This window comes from Thiorhodococcus fuscus (assembly GCF_042682685.1).
Classification (GTDB): Bacteria; Pseudomonadota; Gammaproteobacteria; order Chromatiales; family Chromatiaceae; genus Imhoffiella; species Imhoffiella fuscus.
In genome coordinates, this window is record NZ_JBHUHX010000048.1 from 20,794 (window position 1) to 41,289 (window position 20,496).

Sequence of the window (20,496 nt, forward strand, 5' to 3'; positions counted from 1 at the left end):
GTGGATGGAGCGAGCGCCCGAAACGGACGCCTGTCTTCCACTGGGCATGCGGATGAGACGCGCGCAGGGCTAGCGCTCCTGGGCCGCAGTCCGTCGTGGCCCGATGGAGCGGAGTCGAGTCAGGGCGCCCCTGCGTCACACCTTGAATTGCGCGAGATCGGCATTCAGCGATTCGGCGAGGGAAGCAAGAACAGCACGCGCCTCGGCGGTTTGCTGATTGGCCGACACGGTATGCTCGGCGAGATTCTGAATCCGTAGAGTGTTGCTGCTGACCTCCTCGGTCACGGCGGATTGCTCCTCGGCCGCGCTGGCGATCTGAGCGTTCAAGTCGTTGATCCGAGAAACGGCCTGGGTAATCTCCTCCAGTGATTGACTGGCTTGGGAGGCCTTTTCCAAGGTCGCATCGACCATTCCCCGCCCAGAATCCATCACGGTAACCACATTGCGCGCACTGGATTGCAGCGCGGCGATCATGCTTTCGATCTCACCGGTGGACTTCTGAGTGCGCGATGCCAAACTGCGCACCTCGGCAGCAACCACAGCAAATCCTCGACCGCTTTCCCCAGCACGGGCGGCCTCGATCGCTGCATTCAATGCCAGAAGGCTGGTTTGCTCGGCGACACCCTTGATGACCTCCAGCACGGCGCCGATCCGGTTCGCCTCGGATTCGAGCGTCGCGATCGCACGCGATGCATTGGACACCACGTCGGCCAGTTGTTCGATCGCAGTTGACGCTTCGCCCACCACCTTGGCCCCCGAGCGTACCCCGCTGTCTGCGGTACGAGCACTCTCTGCGGCATGCGTCGTATTGGCAGCGACCTCATTGACCGTGGCGGCCATCTCATGCATGGCGGTCGCGACCATCTGAATCTGGGACAGCTGCTCCATCAAGGCCTCGTCGCCTTCGGTGGCAACGACCGTTAACCGCTCGACGGCGCTATCGACCTGCTTCGCCGATCCAGCGGTTTGAGAGACCAGGTGCTGCAAGCGTTCGAGTAGGCGGTTGAGGGCAGCGGCAATCTGGCCAAGCTCGTCATGGCCCTTTTGCTCCAAGCGGATTCGGAGATCACCCTCACCCTCGGCGATATCCCGAATGCGCTCAAGAACGCGCGACATGGGCTTGATGACGAGCGGCGGCAAACCGAACACAATCGCTATCAGGATTCCGATCACGGCCACCGCGAGCAGAAGCATCTGAAGACGGCTCTCAGAGACCTCATCCTCTACACGTTGAGAGGCGGCATCCGCAGTCTCAATCACGATGTCCTCGAGTTCATCAAGGATGGATCGCATGGCGTCGAATGACTCGACGCCCTCCTTGAGCGTGAGATTGATCGCGGTCGAGCGCCCGACCCGGGTATCTGAGCGCCGCGCCTCGACGATGCGCTGGGTGATGGCCTCCCAGGTCTCGCGCCGCTGCTTGTAGGATTCGATTTTGTTCGAAATATCGGAGTTGGAGGTCGTATGCTGATCGGCCAGTATAATGGCGGCGGCACGATCGAAACGCTCGCGAGCCTGCGCAACGTTTTCGTCGTGTTCCTTGATCGCCGCAGCGAACTCGGGGGAAGAGGCTGCGGTAAAGATCAGGGTCCGCTCGGCAGTGAGTACCTGATAGAGATCACGATCGGCTTGAAGGAGATCCTTGACGACCGGAATATCCGAGCGGACCAACTCCGAAACCTGCTCGCCCAGCCAATCGACCCGCAATAGGGTCATCCAAACAACGAGGAGGAACAGGAAGGCGACCAGGACGAGCGGAATCGTTAACTTGTATCGGAAAGAAAGATTGTGAAACCATTGCATGCGCCAACTCCTACATGGTGACTTAACCGTTCCTACCGAAATTCCTGTTCGAGCCGATCCAGGTCGATACCGATGGTGAGCGCACCGATCGCCTTGCCGGAATCCATGACCGGAACCGAGACCTGAACCAAGTACGACTGCGCGCTACTGTCGAACTTGACATCTCCGACATGGAGCGCCCCTTTCCCTCCGTCGAACGTCTTGGTGAACTTGGCCTCATCGCCCTGCCAGAAATCGGATGTCTGATTGGTCATGGCGACATTGGCCCCCTGATCGTCCATCAGGAACAGCTCGACGAAATAGGGTTGGCTCTGTTCGAGTCTCTTGAGTTCTTTTGCTGTCGGATTGTTCTGCATCTCGATCATGAAGGGTGTCGGCTCGCTCGCCTGGATCCATTCGGCATCGATACGCTTGATCTCATCGAGTGTTCGGCCGAGTGCGTTCTGTGCCTGAACGGCCTCGATCAGAATGGGATCCGAGCCCCACTCAAGCAATAGAGGGGCGATCTTGGTAACGTTTTCCGGCACTTCCTCGGCCATGACGGCCGTATGGATCAGCAGCAGACCAGTCAAGACGACAGTGAGGCGGGGTTTGAAGCAAGGCATAGAATCTCTCCAAAATCAAAAGATTGGGCGATCAAGCCCAATATAAATTGGGAATCTGATCCCTGATCAAAAGCCCTCGATGCAGACAGATTGAGAATGTGCTACCGGCTTCACGAAATATCGGGCAGCGTGTTCCAGAACCGTTGGAACTATACCAACGCCAACATAGAACACGAAAGGTTTTCGCGAGAACATGCAAAACTCCCGACAAAGGGAAGACGCTCTTGGATCCGGATCGGGCGTCGACACCGATAACCCGACATCGACTGAACAGGCGAGAAAATAACGGCAGAAAAGCGTTCGGAGTGGTCAAGGCGGCCGAGAACGCATGGCCAGTAGCGCCTTGGATCTTGCGATACCGAGGAAAGGCGGGGGGCCTTTCCTCGGGGAACTGAATCAGACGTCGAAGGGGTGGCGTCTGACGAGCGTTTCGGCGCGATCTGGGCCGGTGGAGATGATGTCGATGGGTAGACCGCTCAGTTGCTCGATGGTCTCCAGATAGGCGCGCGCGTTCGCCGGCAGTTCGTCGAGCGACGTGATTCCTTCGGTGGATTCCTGCCAGCCGGGGCATTCGATGTACTTGGGCTCGCAGCGCTCGAAGGTATCCGCGCCAACCGGAGGCGCCGTCACTTCTTGGCCATCCAGCATGTAGCTGGTGCAGATCTTCACGGTCTCCATACCATCGAGCACGTCGAGCTTGGTGATACAGATGCCGGTCACGCTGTTGATCGCGAAGGAGCGCTTCAGGGCCACCATGTCGAGCCAACCGCAACGACGCTTACGCCCGGTGGTGGCACCGAATTCGGCACCGCGTGTGCCCAGCCGGTCGCCGTCCGCGTCCATGAGTTCGGTCGGGAACGGACCCGCGCCAACCCGCGTCGTATAGGCCTTGACGATACCGAGAACATAGTCGAGATCGCGCGGCCCGATACCGCTACCGCTCGCGGCGCCGCCGGCGGTCGTGGTCGAGGAGGTCACGTAAGGATAGGTGCCGTGATCGATGTCGAGCAGCGAACCCTGGGCGCCTTCGAAGAGCATGTCCTTGCCCTGCTCACGCAACTCGTGCAGGAGTCCGGGTACATCGACGACGAGCGGACGCAAGGCCTCGGCATGAATCAGCGCCTCGTCCAGGACAGCCGCATAATCGACCGGATCGGTTTTGTAATAATGTTCGAGCGCGAAATTGTGGTATTCCAGCACCTCGCGCAACCGCTCGGCAAAATGTTCCGCGTCCAACAGCTCGCCGAGACGGATACCGCGCCGCGAGGTCTTGTCCTCGTAGGCCGGACCGATTCCGCGACCGGTGGTGCCGATCGCCTTGGATCCGCGGGCGCGCTCGCGCGCCAGATCGAGCGCGATGTGATAGGGCAGGATGAGCGGACAGGCGGCACTGATCCCGAGACGCTCGCGTGCGGGAACCCCGGCCCTTTCGAGCATGTCGAGCTCTTCGAAGAGCGCCTGGGGCGAGAGAACCACGCCATTGCCGATCAGACAGCGCACACCGTCGCGCAGGATGCCAGAGGGAACGAGGTGCAGAACGGTCTTGGCGCCGTCGATGACGAGGGTGTGCCCAGCATTGTGGCCACCCTGAAATCTCACCACGGCGGCGGCACGGTCGGTCAGGAGATCGACCACCTTGCCTTTGCCCTCATCACCCCATTGGGAGCCAATTACAACGACGTTGTTGCCCATCAGTCACGCTTCCTACTGGTTATCGATAGTGTCGATATCGTGTGGTTCCCACCGTCCATCGCGGCATACCAGCTGCTGCTGACAACCGAGTTGGCGTGGGTCCTGTTCGAATCCCGGCAAGGCATTGATCACGGTGCATCCGGATGCGCGCAGTCGCTCGACCGCCTCGCGCAGTGCCGGATCGGATGACCAGGGCGCCAGAATCCGTCCGCTGTCTTGTACACGCCCCTCCAGACCCTTGCCGTGTCGTAGCAGGCCCTTGAGGTCGGTACTGAATCCGACCGCCGGTCGGGCACGGCCGAAGACCTGCCCAATGTCGTCGTAGCGTCCGCCGCGGGCGATCTCCAACCCCCAGTCGGGAACGAAGGCGGCGAAAACGACGCCGGTCTTGTACCTGTATCCGCGCAGCTCGGCAAGATCGTAGTGGACACCGACCTCGGGCAGCCAGCGCCGCAATTCTTCCGCCAGCCCCCGCAGATAGTCGAGCGCCTCGCGAACCGGACGATCCGCAGCACGCAAAACATCATCGGCCTGGGCGAGTGCGTCGGCACCGTTGAGTTCGGCCAGGGAGGCCAGCATGTCCGCGATCGGTCCGCTGAGACCGAAGCGACCGATCAACGACTCGATCTCGGGGATCGCCTTGCGCTGCAACGCATCGAAGAGCGCGTGCTCCTGAGCGGCGTCGAGTTCGGCCTGACACGCGAGCCCGCGATAGATTCCGACATGCCCCAGATCGAGATAGCTCTCGGTGATTCCGGCCGTGCGCAGCGTCAACATGACCAATTGGAGAATTTCGGCGTCGCTCTCGATCCCGGCATGACCGTAGATCTCCGCACCGATCTGCAGCGGGCTGCGGGTGCTGGCGAAGCCGTCCGGACGCGTGCGCAGCACGGTACCCAGATAGCAGAGGCGGGTCGGCACGTCTCGACGTAAATGATGCGCGTCCATCCGAGCGACCTGCGGGGTCATATCCGCGCGAACGCCAAGAAGCCGGCCGGTCAGCTGATCGGTCAGCTTGAAGGTCTGAAGGTCCAGGTCCTGACCGGTTCCGGTCAGCAAGGACTCCAGATAGTCGATGAAGGGCGGAATGACCAGTTCATAGCCCCATCCTGCGTAGAGATCCAGCAGATCGCGCCTCAGGGACTCCACGATCTGAGCCTCGGGCGGCAATACCTCTTCGATGCCGGCTGGTAACAGCCACCGTTCCTCATTCATCGGTCGTTTTTTCAATATCACTTAGGTCGTTCGTTCACCGAGCCGCTCGCGCAGACCCAGTCGCCGTTTCCACGCGGCTGGAATGTATCATCCACATCCACCCGAATCGATTCTCCAAGAAACGAATCAGTTCACCCAGTACAGCAGCGCCAAGCCGACAAGCATGCTGACGAGTCCGGCACGCCGCAATGGACGCTCGCCTTCCATCGCAATGAGCGCAAGCGCACGCCGAAAGCTGCCTGGGCTCAAGAAGGGCCAAATGCCCTCGATCACGAGCACCAGCGACAGGGCCACCAGGATGTCATGCACGGTATGAATGAATTCCGCGAGAGTGGATCGCCCGGCTCCGAAACGCGGGCCGAGATTGGCCAAAGGGCGCTATCTTTTCAGACAGACGGGGGTTTGTCCAACCGCGAAATCCCCCGAAGGGGATTTCGCGTACCACGAGGTCGAGGCGATACCGGACGCCCCCCGATCATCCCGATCAGGGTTGCCCGGACGCCTCGCGGAAGAAGCGGAAGAACTCGGAGTCCGGTTCGAGCAGCATAAGGTTCCCGCCCTTGCCGAAGGTTTCGCGATAGGCGCTCAGGCTCCGATAAAAGGAATAGAAGTCGGGATCGCGGCTGTAAGCCTTGGCGTAGATATCGGCCGCCTTGGCGTCACCCTCACCCCTCAACTCCTCGGACTGCTTATAGGCCTCCGCGATGATGACGGTGCGCTGACGGTCCGCGTCGGCGCGAATACGCTCGGCCGCCTCGCCGCCCTTGGCACGCAGGTCGCGCGCGACCCGCTCACGCTCGGCGCGCATGCGCTGATAGACGGACTCGCTGACCTCGGGAGGCAGATCGATCTTCTTCACCCGCACATCGATCACCTCGACCCCCAGGTCGCCGGCATTGGCGTTCACCTCGCGGGTGAGCAGCTCCATCAGAGCCAGACGGTCGTCCGAGACCACCTCTTGGATGGTGCGCTTACCGAACTCGTCGCGCAGACTGGTATTGATCCGTTCGGACAGCAGACGACTCGTCCGCGCGCTGATGCCTGCCGTCGATCGCAGGAACTGCGCGGCACTCTTGATACGCCATTTGGCGTAGGAGTCCACGATCACGTCCTTCTTCTCGACCGTCAGGAAGCGCTCGGGCTGCGAATCCAGGGTCTGAATACGGCGATCGAACTTACGGATCTGATTCAGAATTGGAATCTTGAAGTGAATCCCAGGCGCATAGTCGTCGGACACGATCTCACCCAGACGCAGCTTGAGCGCGATCTCGTATTCCTTGACGACGAAGGTAAAGGTCGAGAAAAAGAGCACCACCACGCCCAGACCGAGCGGAACGAGCGTCTTTAGAAGCTTCGTCTGGTTCATCAACGGGCCCTCCGGTCACGATCCACCACCCGTTGCGGCGGCGTGGGGGTCTTCTCGGGGACCGTCGCGACGGTCGACGGCTCCTCATTGCCATTGCTGCCCGGTTTTGTCGTAGTCTGAGGCTGCTGCTTCATCAGTTGATCGATCGGTAGGTAGATCAGGCTGTTGCCTCCCTCCTGAACATCCAGCAACACCTTGCCGTTGCTGCTCATCACCTGCTCCATCGTTTCGATATAGAGGCGCTCCCTGGTTACGGCCGGGGCCTTGGCATATTCGGTCAGGATCGCCTCGAAACGCGCGCTCTCACCCTCGGCCTCGGCGATGCTCTTGTCGCGATACGCCTTGGCGTCGGCCAGGATACGTGCCGCCCGTCCTCGGGCATGCGGAAGCACCTCGTTGGAATAGGCCTCGGCCTGGTTCTCCAGACGTTCCTTATCCTCGCGTGCCTTGATGGCGTCATCGAAGGCGGCCTTGACCTGCTCCGGCGGCTTGGCCGGCTGCATATTCACGCTGGTGACGATGAGCCCTGTCTTGTACCGGTCCAGAAGCTTCTGAATACGTTGCTTGATGGTGACCGCGACGGCGCTGCGGCCCTCGGTCATGACGTAATCCAGCTTGCTCTGACCGATGGTGACACGCACGACGGTGACGGTGGCGTCGTTGAGCGTGCGTTCCGGATCCTGATCCTGGAACAGATAGTCGGCCGCATCCTGGATACGGGACTGGACGGTCAGCTCGACCTCGACGATGTTCTCGTCCTGGGTCAGCATCGAGGCCCGATGGGTGATGGTCGAGATCTCATCGACATTCACCTTGATCACGGTCTCCAGCGGGAGCGGCATATGCCAATGAGGTCCGGGACCCGTGGTATCGGTGTACTTGCCGAAACGCATCACGACGCCCCGCTCTGCGGGCTCGACGATATAGATGCCCGAGGCGAGCCACACGAGCACGAGGATCAGAAGAACAACACCGATCGCTTTGGAGCTGAACCGCCCTCCCCCATTCGATGGACCGTTGCCCGTAGGCTTGCCGCCTCCGAACAATCCGCCGAGACGCTCCTGAAGCTTACGCACGACCTCGTCGAGGTCGGGTGGCCCCTGATCGCCACCAGGTCTTCCGCTCCAAGGGTCTTTGTTGCCGCCACCTGGCTCATTCCAGGCCATAGCTTCTCCGTCTGTTCATGTTGGGGTTTGGGGAGTCGTCCGGGATGACCAAGTCGAGTATGACGCCGCCCATTCGCGCTGAATGGCGCAGCGATCAGGCCGCAGCGCCGGATGCATTTCGACGCAAACAGTGCCGACGCCGGTTGTCGATATCAAGCTCGGACAGGATAAATCTTGGCAATGGGAGCCTGATGAGCGATTGATTGTAAGTGACCGATCGACTCTCGGCAAACCGGGCTCCGAATCAAGAGGCCGCGCCGAGGCGCTGCCCGAGTTCGCGATCATGCGCGCACAGACGATCGAGATCGATCCGTCCGATCATCAGCTCGAGATCCCAACCGCCTGTGTCAGCCGCCTGATCGGATAGGATCTGGGCGTGCCGATAGAGCCAGGCCCGCCGCTTTCCCTCGCTTGGATCCAGATGAATGCGACTGCGCACACGCTCGCCCCCGGTCAGCTCGGCGAGGGCCTGAAGCAATAGATCGATGCCCAGCCCACTTTGAGCCGACAGCCAGACGCGGATCGGACGCCCTTCTGAATCCCGCTCCAACCGGGGCGCTTCCCCCCCCAGCAGATCGATCTTGTTGAAGACCTCCAGGCGCGGAATCTCATGGCTACCGATCTCGGCCAGGACGTCCTCGACATCCTCGATCAGCCGCGCACGATGCGGCGCAGCCGTATCGATCACGTGCAGCAGCAGCGCGGCGTTGCGCGTCTCCTCCAGGGTCGAACGAAAGGCGGCGACCAGTTCGTGGGGCAGCTGGCTGACGAAACCCACCGTGTCCGCCACCACCACCCGATCGCCCGTGGGCAGCTCCAGGCGACGCAGGGTCGGATCGAGCGTTGCGAAGAGCTGATCGGCCTGAAACACATCGGCCTGGGTCAAACGGTTGAAGAGCGTCGACTTGCCCGCGTTGGTGTAGCCCACGAGCGAGACCACCGGCAGCTCGGCCTTGGCGCGCGCCTTACGTCCCTGGGCGCGCTGTCCCTCGATCCTGGATAGACGCCGTTCGAGCATCGCCACGCGCGTGCCGAGCAGACGCCGGTCCGTTTCGAGCTGGGTTTCGCCCGGGCCGCGCAGACCGATACCGCCCTTCTGGCGCTCCAGATGGGTCCAGCCGCGCACGAGCCGGGTCGAGAGATGCCGGAGCTGCGCCAACTCGACCTGCAGCTTGCCTTCGAACGAGCGCGCGCGCTGGGCGAAGATATCCAGAATCAGCCCGGATCGATCCAAAACCCGACATTGGAGCAGACGTTCGAGATTACGCTCCTGCGCCGGCGATAGAGGATGATTGAAGATGACGAGATCGGCTTCGTTGGCCTCGACGAACATCTTGAGCTCATCGGCCTTGCCACTACCGATGAAGAGCCGCGAATCCGGAGCCGAACGGCTGCCGCCAAGCGTGCCGAGAACCTCGGCCCCCGCTGCGGCCGCAAGTAAGCGGAATTCTTCCCGCTCGTCTGGCGCGGCGGCGACCCCACCCATGTCCAAATGAACCAGCACGGCCCGTTCGCCGACCTTCGGGCGCTCGAACACAAGGGTCGCATCGCGACCGGGTGCGGTGGCTGTGGAATTGGTGCCAGGCTGATCGTTCAACTATTGCCAGGCTCGGGCATGTCATGGTCGGCGGTCGGCAACTTGACATTGCGCGCGGGCACCACAGTCGAAATGGCATGCTTATAGATCATCTGGCTCACGTTGTTCTTAAGCAACACCACGAACTGGTCGAATGACTCGATCTGGCCCTGCAACTTGATTCCGTTCACCAAAAAGATGGAGACGGGAACGCGCTCCTTGCGCAGGGCATTGAGAAAGGGGTCTTGTAAGCTTTGTCCCTTGGACATGGGATTGGCTCCTTGTTGTTGTTGTCAAGCATGTATGCCCGGCTAGAAACCTTCGTGGATCCCATGAGGAAAACACGCCGGGGTTGGATGGGTCGCAGCCGGGACGGACAAACCCACCGAAAGAGACGCTATTAGTTTCGTTGAAAGTGACCTCTGACACCATAGTCATTTGCAGTCCGCGCGATGTGCGGCGATCAGACGCGACGATTCTCGGCCCTCGGCGAACGCGCTCCAGAGATGCATCGATCGCTCCAATGGATTCTCGTCTTCGTCCAGCCAGTGACTGTCGGACTCCGCTCGCAGCCAGGTCAGCTGCCGCTTCGCCAGTTGTCTCGACGCGACGATGCCGCGATGCAGCATTTCATCCCAGTTGTACTCGCCCGACAGATATTTCAAGACCTGTCGATAGCCGACGCAACGCATCGAGGGCAGATCCTCGTGGAGATCGCCGCGACACCAGAGCGTCTCGACCTCCTCGACCAAGCCCTCCTCGACCATCGAACGAAAGCGCTGCTCGATCCGCAAGTGCAGGGTCGCGCGCTCGCTCGGGCAGCGCACCAATTTCAGCACCCGGTAAGGAAAGGGCTCCGATTCGGCCGCCTCCCGGATCAGAGCGCTCATCGCGAGCCCCGTCAGCCGGTGAACCTCCAGCGCCCGCTGAATGCGTTGCGGATCATTGGGATGGATCTGGCTTGCGCTCACCGGATCCACCGCCCGTAGCCGTTCGTGCATGACCGGCCAGCCAAGACGCTCGGCCTCGTCCATCAATCGCTGTCGCGTTTCGGGATCCGCGCTCGGCAGCGTCGCCAGCCCCTGCTGCAAGGCACGGAAATAGAGCATGGTTCCTCCAACGAGGAGCGGGATGCGACCGGCGGCGCTGATCTCCTCCATCGCCCGCAAGGCATCCTCGCGAAAGGCCGCAGTCGAATAGGATTCGGACGGATCCAGTATATCGATCAGACGATGTGGCGCACGGTCGAGCGTCGCGCGGTCCGGCTTGGCCGTGCCGATGTCCATACCGCGATAGATCATGGCCGAATCCACGCTCACGATCTCGCATGGAAGCCGCTCAACCAGCCCGACGGCCAGATCGGTCTTGCCGGAGGCAGTCGGCCCCATGAGCAGAATCACCGGGGGGCGCGGGTCGCGGGTCTCTTGCATCTGTCTCATGGATCCTGCACGTCGCGCCTATGGCGCGGAGATTGGTCAGCGGGTATCGGGACGAGTTCCCGGATCATAGCGAAAAGATGACGACGATCGCCGCAACGGCGAAGGCATTCAACGGCCGCGCAGAAAGAGCCGATCCAACTCATCGTGGGTCAGCTTGACCCAGGTCGGACGGCCATGATTGCACTGGTCGATCCGCTCGACCCGTTCCATCTCGCGCAAGAGACCGTTCATCTCGTCCAGTGTGAGGCGCCGATTGGCGCGCACCGAGGTATGACAGGCCAGGGTCGCCAGCACGGCGTCGACCGCCTCCTCCAGGCGCGTGCTACGCCCGTGCTCGGACAGATCGGCGATCAGGTCGCGCAGCATCCTCTCCATGTCCGCCTGACGCAACAGCGCGGGCACCTCGCGCACCACCAGCGAACCGGCATCGATCCGATCCACCACCAGCCCCAGGCGGGCGATGGACTCGGCATGAGACTCGAACAGCTCGGCCTCCCTCGGTGCAACCTGCACCGAGACGGGAACCAGCAACGGCTGGCGGACGACATCGTCCGCCTTCCAGGCGCGCTTGAGTCGCTCGTAGCCGATGCGTTCATGCGCGGCATGGATATCCACCAGGATGAGCCCATCGACGGCCTGAGCGAGCAGATAGACCCCATTGAGCTGGCCCAATGCGAAGCCCAGCGGCGGCATCGATTGGCGCGGCTCCGGCTCCGAGCCCTCATCCCCGCCTGGTCCGGTGGCAGACGCCAGCGCCACAACGCGCTCGCTCGGCGGCGGTCGCTGAAAGGCCAGATCGGCCTGATAGTTCTGGCGCGAATCCCGAACTCCACTAGCGGAGGGGAATGACCCGGATCGCACTCCCGGACGGGCGTTCGAGATCGTCTTGGTGGACACGCTGCCCGAAGTTGGCTCGAACAACGGCTCGCTCGGCGTGTCCGGGCGCTCGACGAGCGGGGCCGCACCGACAGACACGTCCTCTGAGCCCAGCGTGCCCTGCGACAGGCGCCGATGAAGCGACCGATAGATGAAGTCGTGCACCTGCCGCGATTCGCGGAAACGGACCTCGTGCTTGGCCGGGTGCACGTTGACGTCGACCAGACGCGATGGCGTCTGCAGAAACAGCACGTAGGCCGGATGTCGCGCCTGATGCAGGACATCGCTGAAGGCCTGGCGCACCGCATGGGTCACCAGCTTGTCCCGGACCATGCGACCATTGACGTAGAAGAACTGCTGGTCGGGCTGGCTGCGCGAAAAGGCCGGTCGCATCACCCAGCCGTAGAGACGCAAATCTACGGCCGATTCGTCCACCGCCAGGGATTGCTCGCCAAAGCCCTTGCCGAGCAGGCGGTCGAGGCGCTCCAGAACCCTGGACTCATCGCCTCCGGACGCGCCGAGGCTCAGGATGCCCTTGCCGTTGTGGCGCAACTGGATCCCAATCTCGGGGCGCGCGAGCGCCACGCGCCGCACCACCTGCTCGATATGATCGAACTCGGTCTTCTCCGTGCGCAGAAACTTGCGCCGCGCCGGCGTATTGAAAAAGAGATCCCGAACATCGACGCTGGTGCCCCGAGGATGTGCGGCCGGACGCGGCGAAACCAGACGACCATCTGCGCCGACGCTCACCTCCCAGGCACTCTCGGCGTCCTCCTCGGCGCGCGAAGTCAGGGTCAGCCGACTCACCGAAGCGATGCTTGGCAGCGCCTCGCCGCGAAAACCCAGGGTCGCAACCGCTTCGAGATCGGCCAGCTCGGACACCTTGCTGGTCGCATGACGCGAAAGGGCCAGCTCGAGCTGTTCCCGAGGGATGCCACAGCCATCATCGCGGACACGCAGTCGCTTGACACCTCCCTGCTCGATGTCGATCTCGATCTGGCCGCAGCCGGCGTCCAGGCTGTTTTCGATCAACTCTTTGATGACGGCAGCCGGGCGTTCGACCACCTCCCCCGCAGCAATTTGATTGACGAGGTGATCGGCGAGAATACGGATTGGATTGGGCATGTCGGGCATGGAATCAGAAGCGCCCGCCCAGGGCAAGCCTTCCACTGGGCGACACTTCTCGGACGGAGTCGAACGGGATCGGAGATTCGAAGTGAATCAGGAACCGGCAGGAATGGAGAGCACCTCTCCTGTTCGGATGAAATCGCCTTCCTTCAGACCGTTTTCGGCACGCAGCGAGCGAAGGCTCACGCGGTATCGCTTGGCGATACCCGACAGGGTGTCGCCGCGGCTGATGACATACTCACGCCCACCGGAGGAAGCGACGCTCGCGGTATAGCGTCCCCCGGCGGCCGAACCGGATCGACTCTTCACCGTGCTCGACACGGAGGCGGTGACGAGGCGCTGGGGAGGATATTTGCGGAAATAGGATTTGACGCCGGCGAGGATAGCCTTGGCGAGACGCTGCTGGTGCGCACTGGAGTTGAGCCGCCGCTCTTCCTCTTGATTGGAGATGAAGGCGGTCTCAACGAGCATCGAGGGAATGTCTGGCGATTTGAGAACCACGAAGCCGGCACGCTGGACATGCCCCTTGTGGACCGCCCCGATGCTGCGCAGATAGGACAAGACCGCATTGGCGGCCTCGGCGCTGTGCTCGAAGGTGGCGTTCTGGGTCATATCCAAGAGCACGCTCGCCAGCATCTCGTCGCTCGACGAAAGATCGATGCCGCCGATCAGATCGGCGCTGTTCTCTCGATTGGCAAGCCAGTTGGCCGCCTCGCTGCTCGCGGCACCCTGAGACAGGGTGTAGACGGAGGATCCGTGCGCATCCGGGCTGTTGTAGGCGTCCGCATGGATGGAGATGAAGATGTCCGCGTTGTTCTCGCGCGCCTTGAGGATGCGCTTGCGCAAGCCGATGTACTCGTCTCCATTGCGGATCATCACTGCGCGCATCCCTGGCTCGTGCTCGACGAGCCGCTGCAGCTTGCGCGCGATGGCGAGCGTGACATCCTTCTCCTTGGTTCCGGTGGCGCCGATCGCACCCGGATCATCACCGCCGTGACCGGCGTCGATCGCCACGATGGCCTCTCGTGAGTGCGGGACCCGCGAGACCGAGAGCGCCTTCGAAGACTCGGCAGCAGTCGCGCCACGTATCGGCATGCCGCTCAAATGATCCGAGAGGAGATCCACGACCAACTCCTGACCGCGTCCGTTGGCAGCAGGAGAGATGAAGCTTTTGACCCGGACCGCATGTTTCAGGTCCACGACGATACGCAAGTCGTCGGCGTTACGAACCCCGCTGCGCAGCCCGACCAGGGTCGGGTCCGTGGTCATTGCCTTTGGCAGCTTGCCCGACAGTGTCGCTCTCTCGATATCGATGACCACCCGGTCCGGTGAATCCAGGGTGAAGATCTGATGCGATATTGAACCGGATGCCGCAAGCGTGAGTCGCGTCCTGCCGTCATCCGTCGAGACCTGTTTACACTCGACCGCCACCTGAGCCGCAGAGGCGGGCAAGGATATCAGTAGCAGAAGGAGTACAAACAACCTGTTCACATGCTCTCCCCGATGCCGGTTTTCGTTCTGTTCGTGGCATTTAAAGATAGCAGTTTAAAACGGATTTTTCCAAGCCAAAACCTAGCATTAGCCTCCGTTTCTCGACCCTGCCTCAATGCAGTGTCGCAGATGAGCCACGTAGTCTTGTTTTATTTCCAAGCGTCAATTGGGGCAATCCCTCGCATTCCGTCACGCGTTCAGACGAACCAGGAGCGACTCTCCGATACGGCTTTCAGCCCGCAATACAAGCCGGCGACCCTCGGGAAGATGGTCGATGCCGATCCGAAGGTCGGCAGGCGGGAGCATTCCCGAGCCACGATCCGGCCATTCGACGACCCATACGGCATCCGCCTCCATGAGGTCGCGCAATCCCAGATATTCGAGCTCCTCAGGATCGCCCAGACGGTAGAGATCCAGGTGATGGAGCCGCATGGTCGCAAGGCTGTAGGGCTCGATCAGCGTATAGGTCGGGCTGCGCACCGCACCCTCGTGGCCGAGTCCGCGCAGCAGTCCGCGCGTCAGGGTTGTCTTGCCGGTACCCAGATCCCCTTCGAGATAGAGTACGAAGGGAGGCGACAGACAGGCCCCCAGACGTGCCCCGAACGCCATTTGCGACTCTGGATCGGCGAGAATGATTTCCATCAATTGACCTCGATTCGGTTGGCGGCGGCGCGCAGCTCCGCGACGATATCACCCGCGACCATGCCCCGCTCGCCTTCCCGAGCGGCTCGGTCGCCCGCCGCCGCATGCAGACAGACACCGGCCAAGGCTGCGGACTCCAGGTCGAGCCCCTGCCCGATCAGCGCCGCCAGAACGCCGGTGAGAACATCGCCGGATCCCGCCGTAGCCATCCCGGGGTTGCCGTCGCTACAGACGGCCGGCGGGCGCGACGGATCGCCCTGAATGAGGGTCCCGGCCCCCTTGAGAACGGCGATCCCACCATAGCGCGACTGGAGAGCCTGAACGGCGGCAAGCCGGTCGGCCTGAATCTCCGCCGTGCCCATACCGAGCAGGCGACCCGCCTCTCCAGGATGCGGGGTCAGTATCCAATCCTCCCGCGCCAGCGGTTCGAACGCCAGGGCGTTCAGAGCGTCCGCATCGACCACCAAGGGTCGCGCGACCCTGCTGATCGCACGCCAGAGACCCCGCCCCCAGTCGGAGCGCCCCAATCCGGGGCCGAGCGCAACCACATCGGCGCGCTCGATCAGGGGGGCTAGATCTGGGGGGTTCTCGACACCCACGACCATCAGCTCCGGCCGGGTCAGATTCAGCCAGCGGGCATGCTCGGGATGGGTGACGACAGTGACCAGACCCGCACCGCTCCGCAAGGCCGCCTCGCCCGCCAGCCGAGCCGCGCCGGACATCCCAGGCGCCCCGCCGACGACGAGGATACGTCCGCAATCGCCCTTGTGCGCCGTGCGGGAACGCGGCGCAATCGCGGCGCCCTGCTGGAGCCAATCGATGCGCCGCATCGAGAGTCGCTCACGGGCATAGACCAGAGCCGGGATCTCCAATCCGCTGAACCTGCAGTCACCGCGATATTGGGGACCATCCCCGATGAACAGCCCTTGCTTCAAACCGATGAAGCTGAGCGTTACCGTCGCCCGCACCGCGACACCCATGACCTGACCGGTATCGGAATGCAGCCCGGAGGGGATATCGACCGCGACGACGGGCGCGCGCTGTTCGTTGATGGCCGCAATCGCCTCAGCCCATGCCCCTTCGACGGGGCGCTCCAGTCCGGTTCCGAGCAAGGCATCGACCACCAGATCCGCCCTCAGCGGCGCACGGCGAAAGGGCTCGACCAGGCCGCCCGCGCTGCAATAGTCCGCATGCGCCGAGGCGGCGTCTCCACTCAGCCGATCCGGATCGCCCAGTTGCAGGACCCGAACCGAAAGCCCATCCTCCAGCGCAAGCCTGGCGACCACATAACCGTCACCGCCGTTATTGCCGACACCGGCGAGAACGACCGGCCGACGCGCCAGGGGCCAGCGCACTCGTATCAACCGATACAGTGCGCGGCCGGCACGCTCCATCAGCTCACGGCCGGGAATACCCTGCTCATCGATCGCGAGCCGGTCGAGCGCGCGAACCTGTTCGGCACGATAGAGCGCATGTGGAAGTCTGTCCCCATCGGGAATATTAGCGATCATCTGTCTCCGCAAAGCCATCCAATAGCCGCCATCTGGGCGGAGCGGTATCCATATTATGAACCCCCATCAAACCAATCATCCATCCGGAGCAATGGATACCCACCCGAACCAACGGCTCGCCGAGCGCATCAAGGAGTGGGGACACGCGCTGGGATTCCAGCAGGTCGGCATCACCGACACCGATCTGACGACAGCCGAGGGGCATCTGATGGAATGGATCGCTTCGGGACGCCACGGCGACATGGAATACATGGCCCGGCATGGCACCAAACGCTCGCGTCCGGCCGAACTGATACCTGGAACGCTGCGGGTGATCTCGGTACGCATGGACTATCTTCCGGAGACGCCTGCAACGACCCGACGGATTCTTGCCGATTCCGCAACGGCCTTCATCTCCCGTTACGCGCTCGGGCGGGACTATCACAAGCTCATCCGTCGACGTCTACAGCATTTGGCCGAGCGAATCCAGGACGCCGTCGCCCCGACAGCCTGCCGGGTCTTCGTCGATTCGGCCCCCGTGCTGGAGAAACCGCTGGCGGAAAAGGCCGGGCTCGGCTGGATGGGCAAGCACACCAATATCATCAACCCCCAGGCCGGATCCTGGTTCTTTCTGGGCGAGATCTACACCGACCTCTCGCTCCCCATCGACCGGCCCCAAGGGAGCCATTGCGGTCGCTGCCAGGCCTGCATCGACGTCTGTCCGACCCAGGCGATCATCGCACCCTATCAACTCGACGCCCGTCGCTGCGTCTCCTATCTCACCATCGAGCACCAGGGCAGTATCCCCGAGGCGCTGCGCCCCCTCATCGGCAACCGCATCTATGGCTGCGACGACTGCCAATTGGTCTGCCCCTGGAATCGCTTCGCCCAACCCACGCGTGAGGCCGATTTCCTGCCCCGCGCCGGACTGGACACGGCAACGCTGATCGAGCTCTTCGGCTGGGACGAGGCAACCTTCCTCAAACGCACCGAGGGCTCGGCGATCCGCCGTATCGGACATCTGCGCTGGCTGCGAAACATCGCCGTCGCGCTCGGCAACGCCTGTTCCGCCCCGGAGGTTTCAACGACCCTTCGGATCCATGCCTCGCATCCCAGCGCGCTCGTCCGTGAGCATGTCGCCTGGGCGTTGGATCGTCAGGGACTGACCTGACGATCCAGGCCGCATGCGCTCAGTCGGCGCCGCTTGGGGCAACGTGCGGCGAAAGCTCGGGCGGTTCGATAATCGGACGCTGATCGAACGCCGCCTCGAATGCCGCGAGACGTTTGTGGATGGATTGAAGCTCGACGATGGTCGTCCAGGAATTCACCAGGTACTGGAAGGACGAGGACACCTGGCCGAAGGCGGTCAGGATCTGCTGCAGGATACCGAAGGTCACCTTGCCCGCCGCGATGGTGGGCACCAGGATCAGATAGACGAAGATGTTGTCCGCCTGCAGATAGGTGTAGCGGGCGATGTTGAAATAGAAGTAATGGAAATAGAGTCGGAAATAGTTTTTGCGGACGTTGGTGAAGAGCATCCGTAGAGTCGGCGGTTGTGCCCGGCTCGCGTCGTCCTCGCCGTAGACCAATTCCTTTCGATAGGCCGCCTCGACCCGCTGATTGCGGAAATAGAGCCCCGGCAGCTTGATTCCGGCCACCGCCAGCAGCCCAGTCCCGAAGATCGACCACAACAAGGCTGCGGTAAAGAGCGGCGCTGGAATCTCGCCCACGACGGGCAGCTCGCTGACATAGGCCGAAAGCGCAAAGAGCACAGGCAGGAAGGCAAAGAGCGTCATCACCGAATCGACGATCTTGACCCCGAGCGTCTCGACGATGTCGGCGAAGCGCATGGTGTCCTCTTGGATACGCTGCGCGGCACCTTCGATCGTGCGCACCTCTTCCCAACGAGCGACATAGTAGTCGTTCATCGCCGTGCGCCAGCGGAAGACGTAGTGGCTGACGAAGAAGCTGGTCGCCACCACGACCAGGATGGCGACGAAGGCGATCTCGGCGAAATCGATCAGCAGCGAGAACAGCTCGGCGGACGTGACCTCGCTCGCGCCCGAGAGCGCATTCTGCACCGCGTCGAAGAACGGCCGGCGCCATTCGTTGATGGCGACCGAGACCTGCACCGAGAAATAGGTCGAGAACAGGATGGCCGAGGATCCCACGACCGACCACCAGCGCCAGGGATGCGGGTCGTAGCGGAACCAGAAGAGCGCGAACAGCGCCGTCGCCAGCGCGTAATAGATGTAGAACCAGACGAATTGGGGCGTGACGAAATAGCCGATACCGATAACCGGCGGCGCGTCTTCCGCCGAGGGCGGAAACCCCAGCGCTGCACCTAGGGCTTCACCGAACAGGTACCAGACCAGAATGCACAGGGTTGCCCAGCCGAGGGCACTCCAAAAGAAGAGTCCAGGCCGCGGAAAGAAGGAACGAAACAAGGGGAGATCTCCCGAGGTGACAAGAAGCGCGCCAGAGTGGCGCGAACCTGGTCGGATCGCAAGAGGCGCCACGACATCGGCAAACGCGGAATGGAGGGCCCGGGCGAATTCGACGTCTTTGCTTCGACGTCGGTGCAGGGTGCCGGTTCCCGGTTCGTAAGGGCTCGATAGAGTCTGACGCAATCATTGATCGGCGATGTGGACGCATTTATAATTGATAATAATTATCAATAAGAATGAAGCGCCGGCATCGCATTGCCACCATCGCTCCCTCATGCACTCCAACCGGAAGAGGTGACCCATGAAGAAAATCGGACTGTTCTTCGCCACAGACACAGGCAACACGCGCAAGATCGCCAAGAAAATCCAGCGCGATCACTTCGAGGAGGGCGTCATCGACATCTGCAATTTCGAGAAGGCGACCGCCGAACTCATCGATGGCTACGAGGCGCTCATCTTCGGCACCCCGACCCTCGGGGTTGGTGAATATCCGCAAGCGCTGGAGCACTTTCTACCCGAGCTGGACAAGGTCGATTTTTCGAGCAAAGTCGTTGCGCTCTATGGCCTTGGAGACCAGGAAGGCTATTCGAGCGAATTCGTCGACGCGCTCGGCATGCTCCATGAGGAGATTGAGTCGCGCGGCGCCCAAATCGTCGGGGCTTGGCCAACCGATGGCTACGAATATGAGCTATCGCGCGCCGATCTCGGCGACGGCAATTTCTGCGGCTTGGTCCTCGACCTCGACAATCAGGCCAGCCTCACCGATGAGCGCCTCGCATCCTGGATATCGGAGATCAAACCCGCCCTTCTTGCCGCGGCCACCGAGCCCGTGACGTCCTGATTCGAGAACCGTTTCTTTCAGCCGGCAAGACCCTCCCCCAGCCAGTTCGTATCAGCCACGACAGCCAGGATCTCCTCGACCGCCCCCTGCATTAGCACCCAGCTTCCCGGACAAGGTGCGGACATAGCTGTTCCCCTCGCCCGACGCGCCTCGACGCAAACAACGTCCATGGCGCACGACAGATCGCCTCGCGGAGTGGAACTCGAACAGCGACTTGAGTATCGTGCCCCGTCGCGCAACCAAGCGTGCAATCGAAGAGACCGAACGCGAGCACCCTCGGCGAGCCAGGACATACCGCGACGGCATGCGGAGCGGCCGGCCTCGAACAGGATTCAACCAAACCAATGGCGCCCGAGCCCGACGGTGTGGGCGCCAGGCTGCAGGCAAGACGAGCACCTGAGTGCTCATGGGAGACACTGATGATGAAATTCCAGAATCCATCGACCGGGGCGATCCAAGAGGTCTCATCGATGGCGTGGCTGTGGGTGTTTTTGTTTGGATTCGTCTACTTCGCCGTCAAGGGCGTCTGGTGGCATGTACTGGGCTGGATCCTGTTCGCCATCGTGACCTTGGGCCTGTCCCTGCTGATCTACCCTATTTTCGCCAACGACATCATGCGCAAGCACTATCTGTCCAAGGGATGGATCGAATTGCCGGTCGAAGACGAAACGACGAGCCGGCAGCCAGACTAGGCGACCGACCCGCGACGCTGCGCTCCA

General features: G+C 62.0%; 18 protein-coding genes. 3 read left to right on the forward strand and 15 right to left on the reverse strand.

Features of this window, described 5'->3' with window-relative positions; all coding sequences use genetic code 11:
- Nucleotides 1-135: 135 nt before the first annotated feature.
- The 14 genes from ACFSJC_RS16085 to ACFSJC_RS16150 all read right to left on the reverse strand — a co-directional run bounded on the left by ACFSJC_RS16085 (nt 136) and on the right by ACFSJC_RS16150 (nt 16,510).
- Nucleotides 136-1,803 (reverse strand): methyl-accepting chemotaxis protein, encoded by a 1,668-nt coding sequence (locus ACFSJC_RS16085; RefSeq protein ID WP_386028168.1) that lies wholly within the window; start codon nt 1,801-1,803, stop codon nt 136-138.
- Nucleotides 1,804-1,835: 32 nt separating this feature from the next.
- Nucleotides 1,836-2,408 carry a cache domain-containing protein gene (locus ACFSJC_RS16090; RefSeq protein ID WP_386028170.1) on the reverse strand — a complete coding sequence of 191 codons (573 nt, stop codon included), beginning with the start codon at nt 2,406-2,408 and terminating at the stop codon, nt 1,836-1,838.
- 396 nt (nt 2,409-2,804) lie between these two features.
- Entirely contained in the window at nt 2,805-4,100 is a 1,296-nt protein-coding gene (locus ACFSJC_RS16095) for an adenylosuccinate synthase (RefSeq protein WP_386028172.1), read from the reverse strand.
- Between the two features lie 12 nt (nt 4,101-4,112).
- Nucleotides 4,113-5,315: an ATP phosphoribosyltransferase regulatory subunit gene (locus ACFSJC_RS16100; protein WP_386028173.1), complete on the reverse strand. Its 1,203-nt coding sequence runs from the start codon at nt 5,313-5,315 to the stop codon at nt 4,113-4,115.
- A gap of 126 nt (nt 5,316-5,441) precedes the next feature.
- Nucleotides 5,442-5,624 (reverse strand): DUF2065 domain-containing protein, encoded by a 183-nt coding sequence (locus ACFSJC_RS16105; protein ID WP_386028175.1) that lies wholly within the window; start codon nt 5,622-5,624, stop codon nt 5,442-5,444.
- Nucleotides 5,625-5,799: 175 nt separating this feature from the next.
- Nucleotides 5,800-6,681, reverse strand: a complete 882-nt coding sequence (hflC, locus tag ACFSJC_RS16110) for a protease modulator HflC (RefSeq protein WP_386028177.1) — start codon at nt 6,679-6,681, stop codon at nt 5,800-5,802.
- On the reverse strand, nt 6,681-7,847 hold the full coding sequence (gene hflK / locus ACFSJC_RS16115) for an FtsH protease activity modulator HflK (protein ID WP_386028179.1): 1,167 nt from the start codon (nt 7,845-7,847) through the stop codon (nt 6,681-6,683). The genes hflC and hflK overlap by 1 nt, the downstream gene beginning before the upstream one ends.
- 244 nt (nt 7,848-8,091) lie before the next feature.
- A complete protein-coding gene (gene hflX, locus ACFSJC_RS16120) occupies nt 8,092-9,384 on the reverse strand; it encodes a ribosome rescue GTPase HflX (protein WP_386028213.1) in 1,293 nt (430 codons plus the stop codon).
- 56 nt (nt 9,385-9,440) lie between these two features.
- Complete coding sequence (gene hfq, locus ACFSJC_RS16125) at nt 9,441-9,692, reverse strand: RNA chaperone Hfq (protein WP_386028180.1); 252 nt, start codon at nt 9,690-9,692, stop codon at nt 9,441-9,443.
- A gap of 165 nt (nt 9,693-9,857) precedes the next feature.
- Entirely contained in the window at nt 9,858-10,853 is a 996-nt protein-coding gene (miaA, locus tag ACFSJC_RS16130) for a tRNA (adenosine(37)-N6)-dimethylallyltransferase MiaA (RefSeq protein WP_386028215.1), read from the reverse strand.
- A gap of 117 nt (nt 10,854-10,970) precedes the next feature.
- Nucleotides 10,971-12,872 carry a DNA mismatch repair endonuclease MutL gene (mutL, locus tag ACFSJC_RS16135; RefSeq protein ID WP_386028182.1) on the reverse strand — a complete coding sequence of 634 codons (1,902 nt, stop codon included), beginning with the start codon at nt 12,870-12,872 and terminating at the stop codon, nt 10,971-10,973.
- Between the two features lie 87 nt (nt 12,873-12,959).
- Nucleotides 12,960-14,357, reverse strand: a complete 1,398-nt coding sequence (locus tag ACFSJC_RS16140; RefSeq protein ID WP_386028183.1) for an N-acetylmuramoyl-L-alanine amidase — start codon at nt 14,355-14,357, stop codon at nt 12,960-12,962.
- Between the two features lie 189 nt (nt 14,358-14,546).
- Nucleotides 14,547-14,999 carry a tRNA (adenosine(37)-N6)-threonylcarbamoyltransferase complex ATPase subunit type 1 TsaE gene (gene tsaE / locus ACFSJC_RS16145; RefSeq protein WP_386028185.1) on the reverse strand — a complete coding sequence of 151 codons (453 nt, stop codon included), beginning with the start codon at nt 14,997-14,999 and terminating at the stop codon, nt 14,547-14,549.
- On the reverse strand, nt 14,999-16,510 hold the full coding sequence (locus ACFSJC_RS16150) for an NAD(P)H-hydrate dehydratase (RefSeq protein ID WP_386028186.1): 1,512 nt from the start codon (nt 16,508-16,510) through the stop codon (nt 14,999-15,001). Before ACFSJC_RS16150 ends, tsaE begins: the two co-directional genes overlap by 1 nt.
- 55 nt (nt 16,511-16,565) lie before the next feature.
- Here ACFSJC_RS16150 and queG point away from each other — a divergent pair, with 55 nt between their 5' ends.
- The gene (queG, locus tag ACFSJC_RS16155) at nt 16,566-17,660 is read left to right on the forward strand and encodes a tRNA epoxyqueuosine(34) reductase QueG (protein WP_386028188.1); all 1,095 of its coding nucleotides are present in this window, start codon (nt 16,566-16,568) and stop codon (nt 17,658-17,660) included.
- 19 nt (nt 17,661-17,679) lie between these two features.
- On the opposite strand, the gene sbmA is transcribed toward queG, so the two are convergent.
- The gene (gene sbmA / locus ACFSJC_RS16160; protein ID WP_386028190.1) at nt 17,680-18,936 is read right to left on the reverse strand and encodes a peptide antibiotic transporter SbmA; all 1,257 of its coding nucleotides are present in this window, start codon (nt 18,934-18,936) and stop codon (nt 17,680-17,682) included.
- 301 nt (nt 18,937-19,237) lie between these two features.
- On the opposite strand from sbmA, the gene ACFSJC_RS16165 reads away from it, so the two are divergent.
- Together ACFSJC_RS16165 and ACFSJC_RS16170 are read left to right on the forward strand one after the other, a co-directional pair.
- Entirely contained in the window at nt 19,238-19,777 is a 540-nt protein-coding gene (locus ACFSJC_RS16165; protein ID WP_386028191.1) for a flavodoxin, read from the forward strand.
- A gap of 419 nt (nt 19,778-20,196) precedes the next feature.
- On the forward strand, nt 20,197-20,469 hold the full coding sequence (locus ACFSJC_RS16170) for a hypothetical protein (protein ID WP_386028192.1): 273 nt from the start codon (nt 20,197-20,199) through the stop codon (nt 20,467-20,469).
- Nucleotides 20,470-20,496 lie beyond the last annotated feature (27 nt).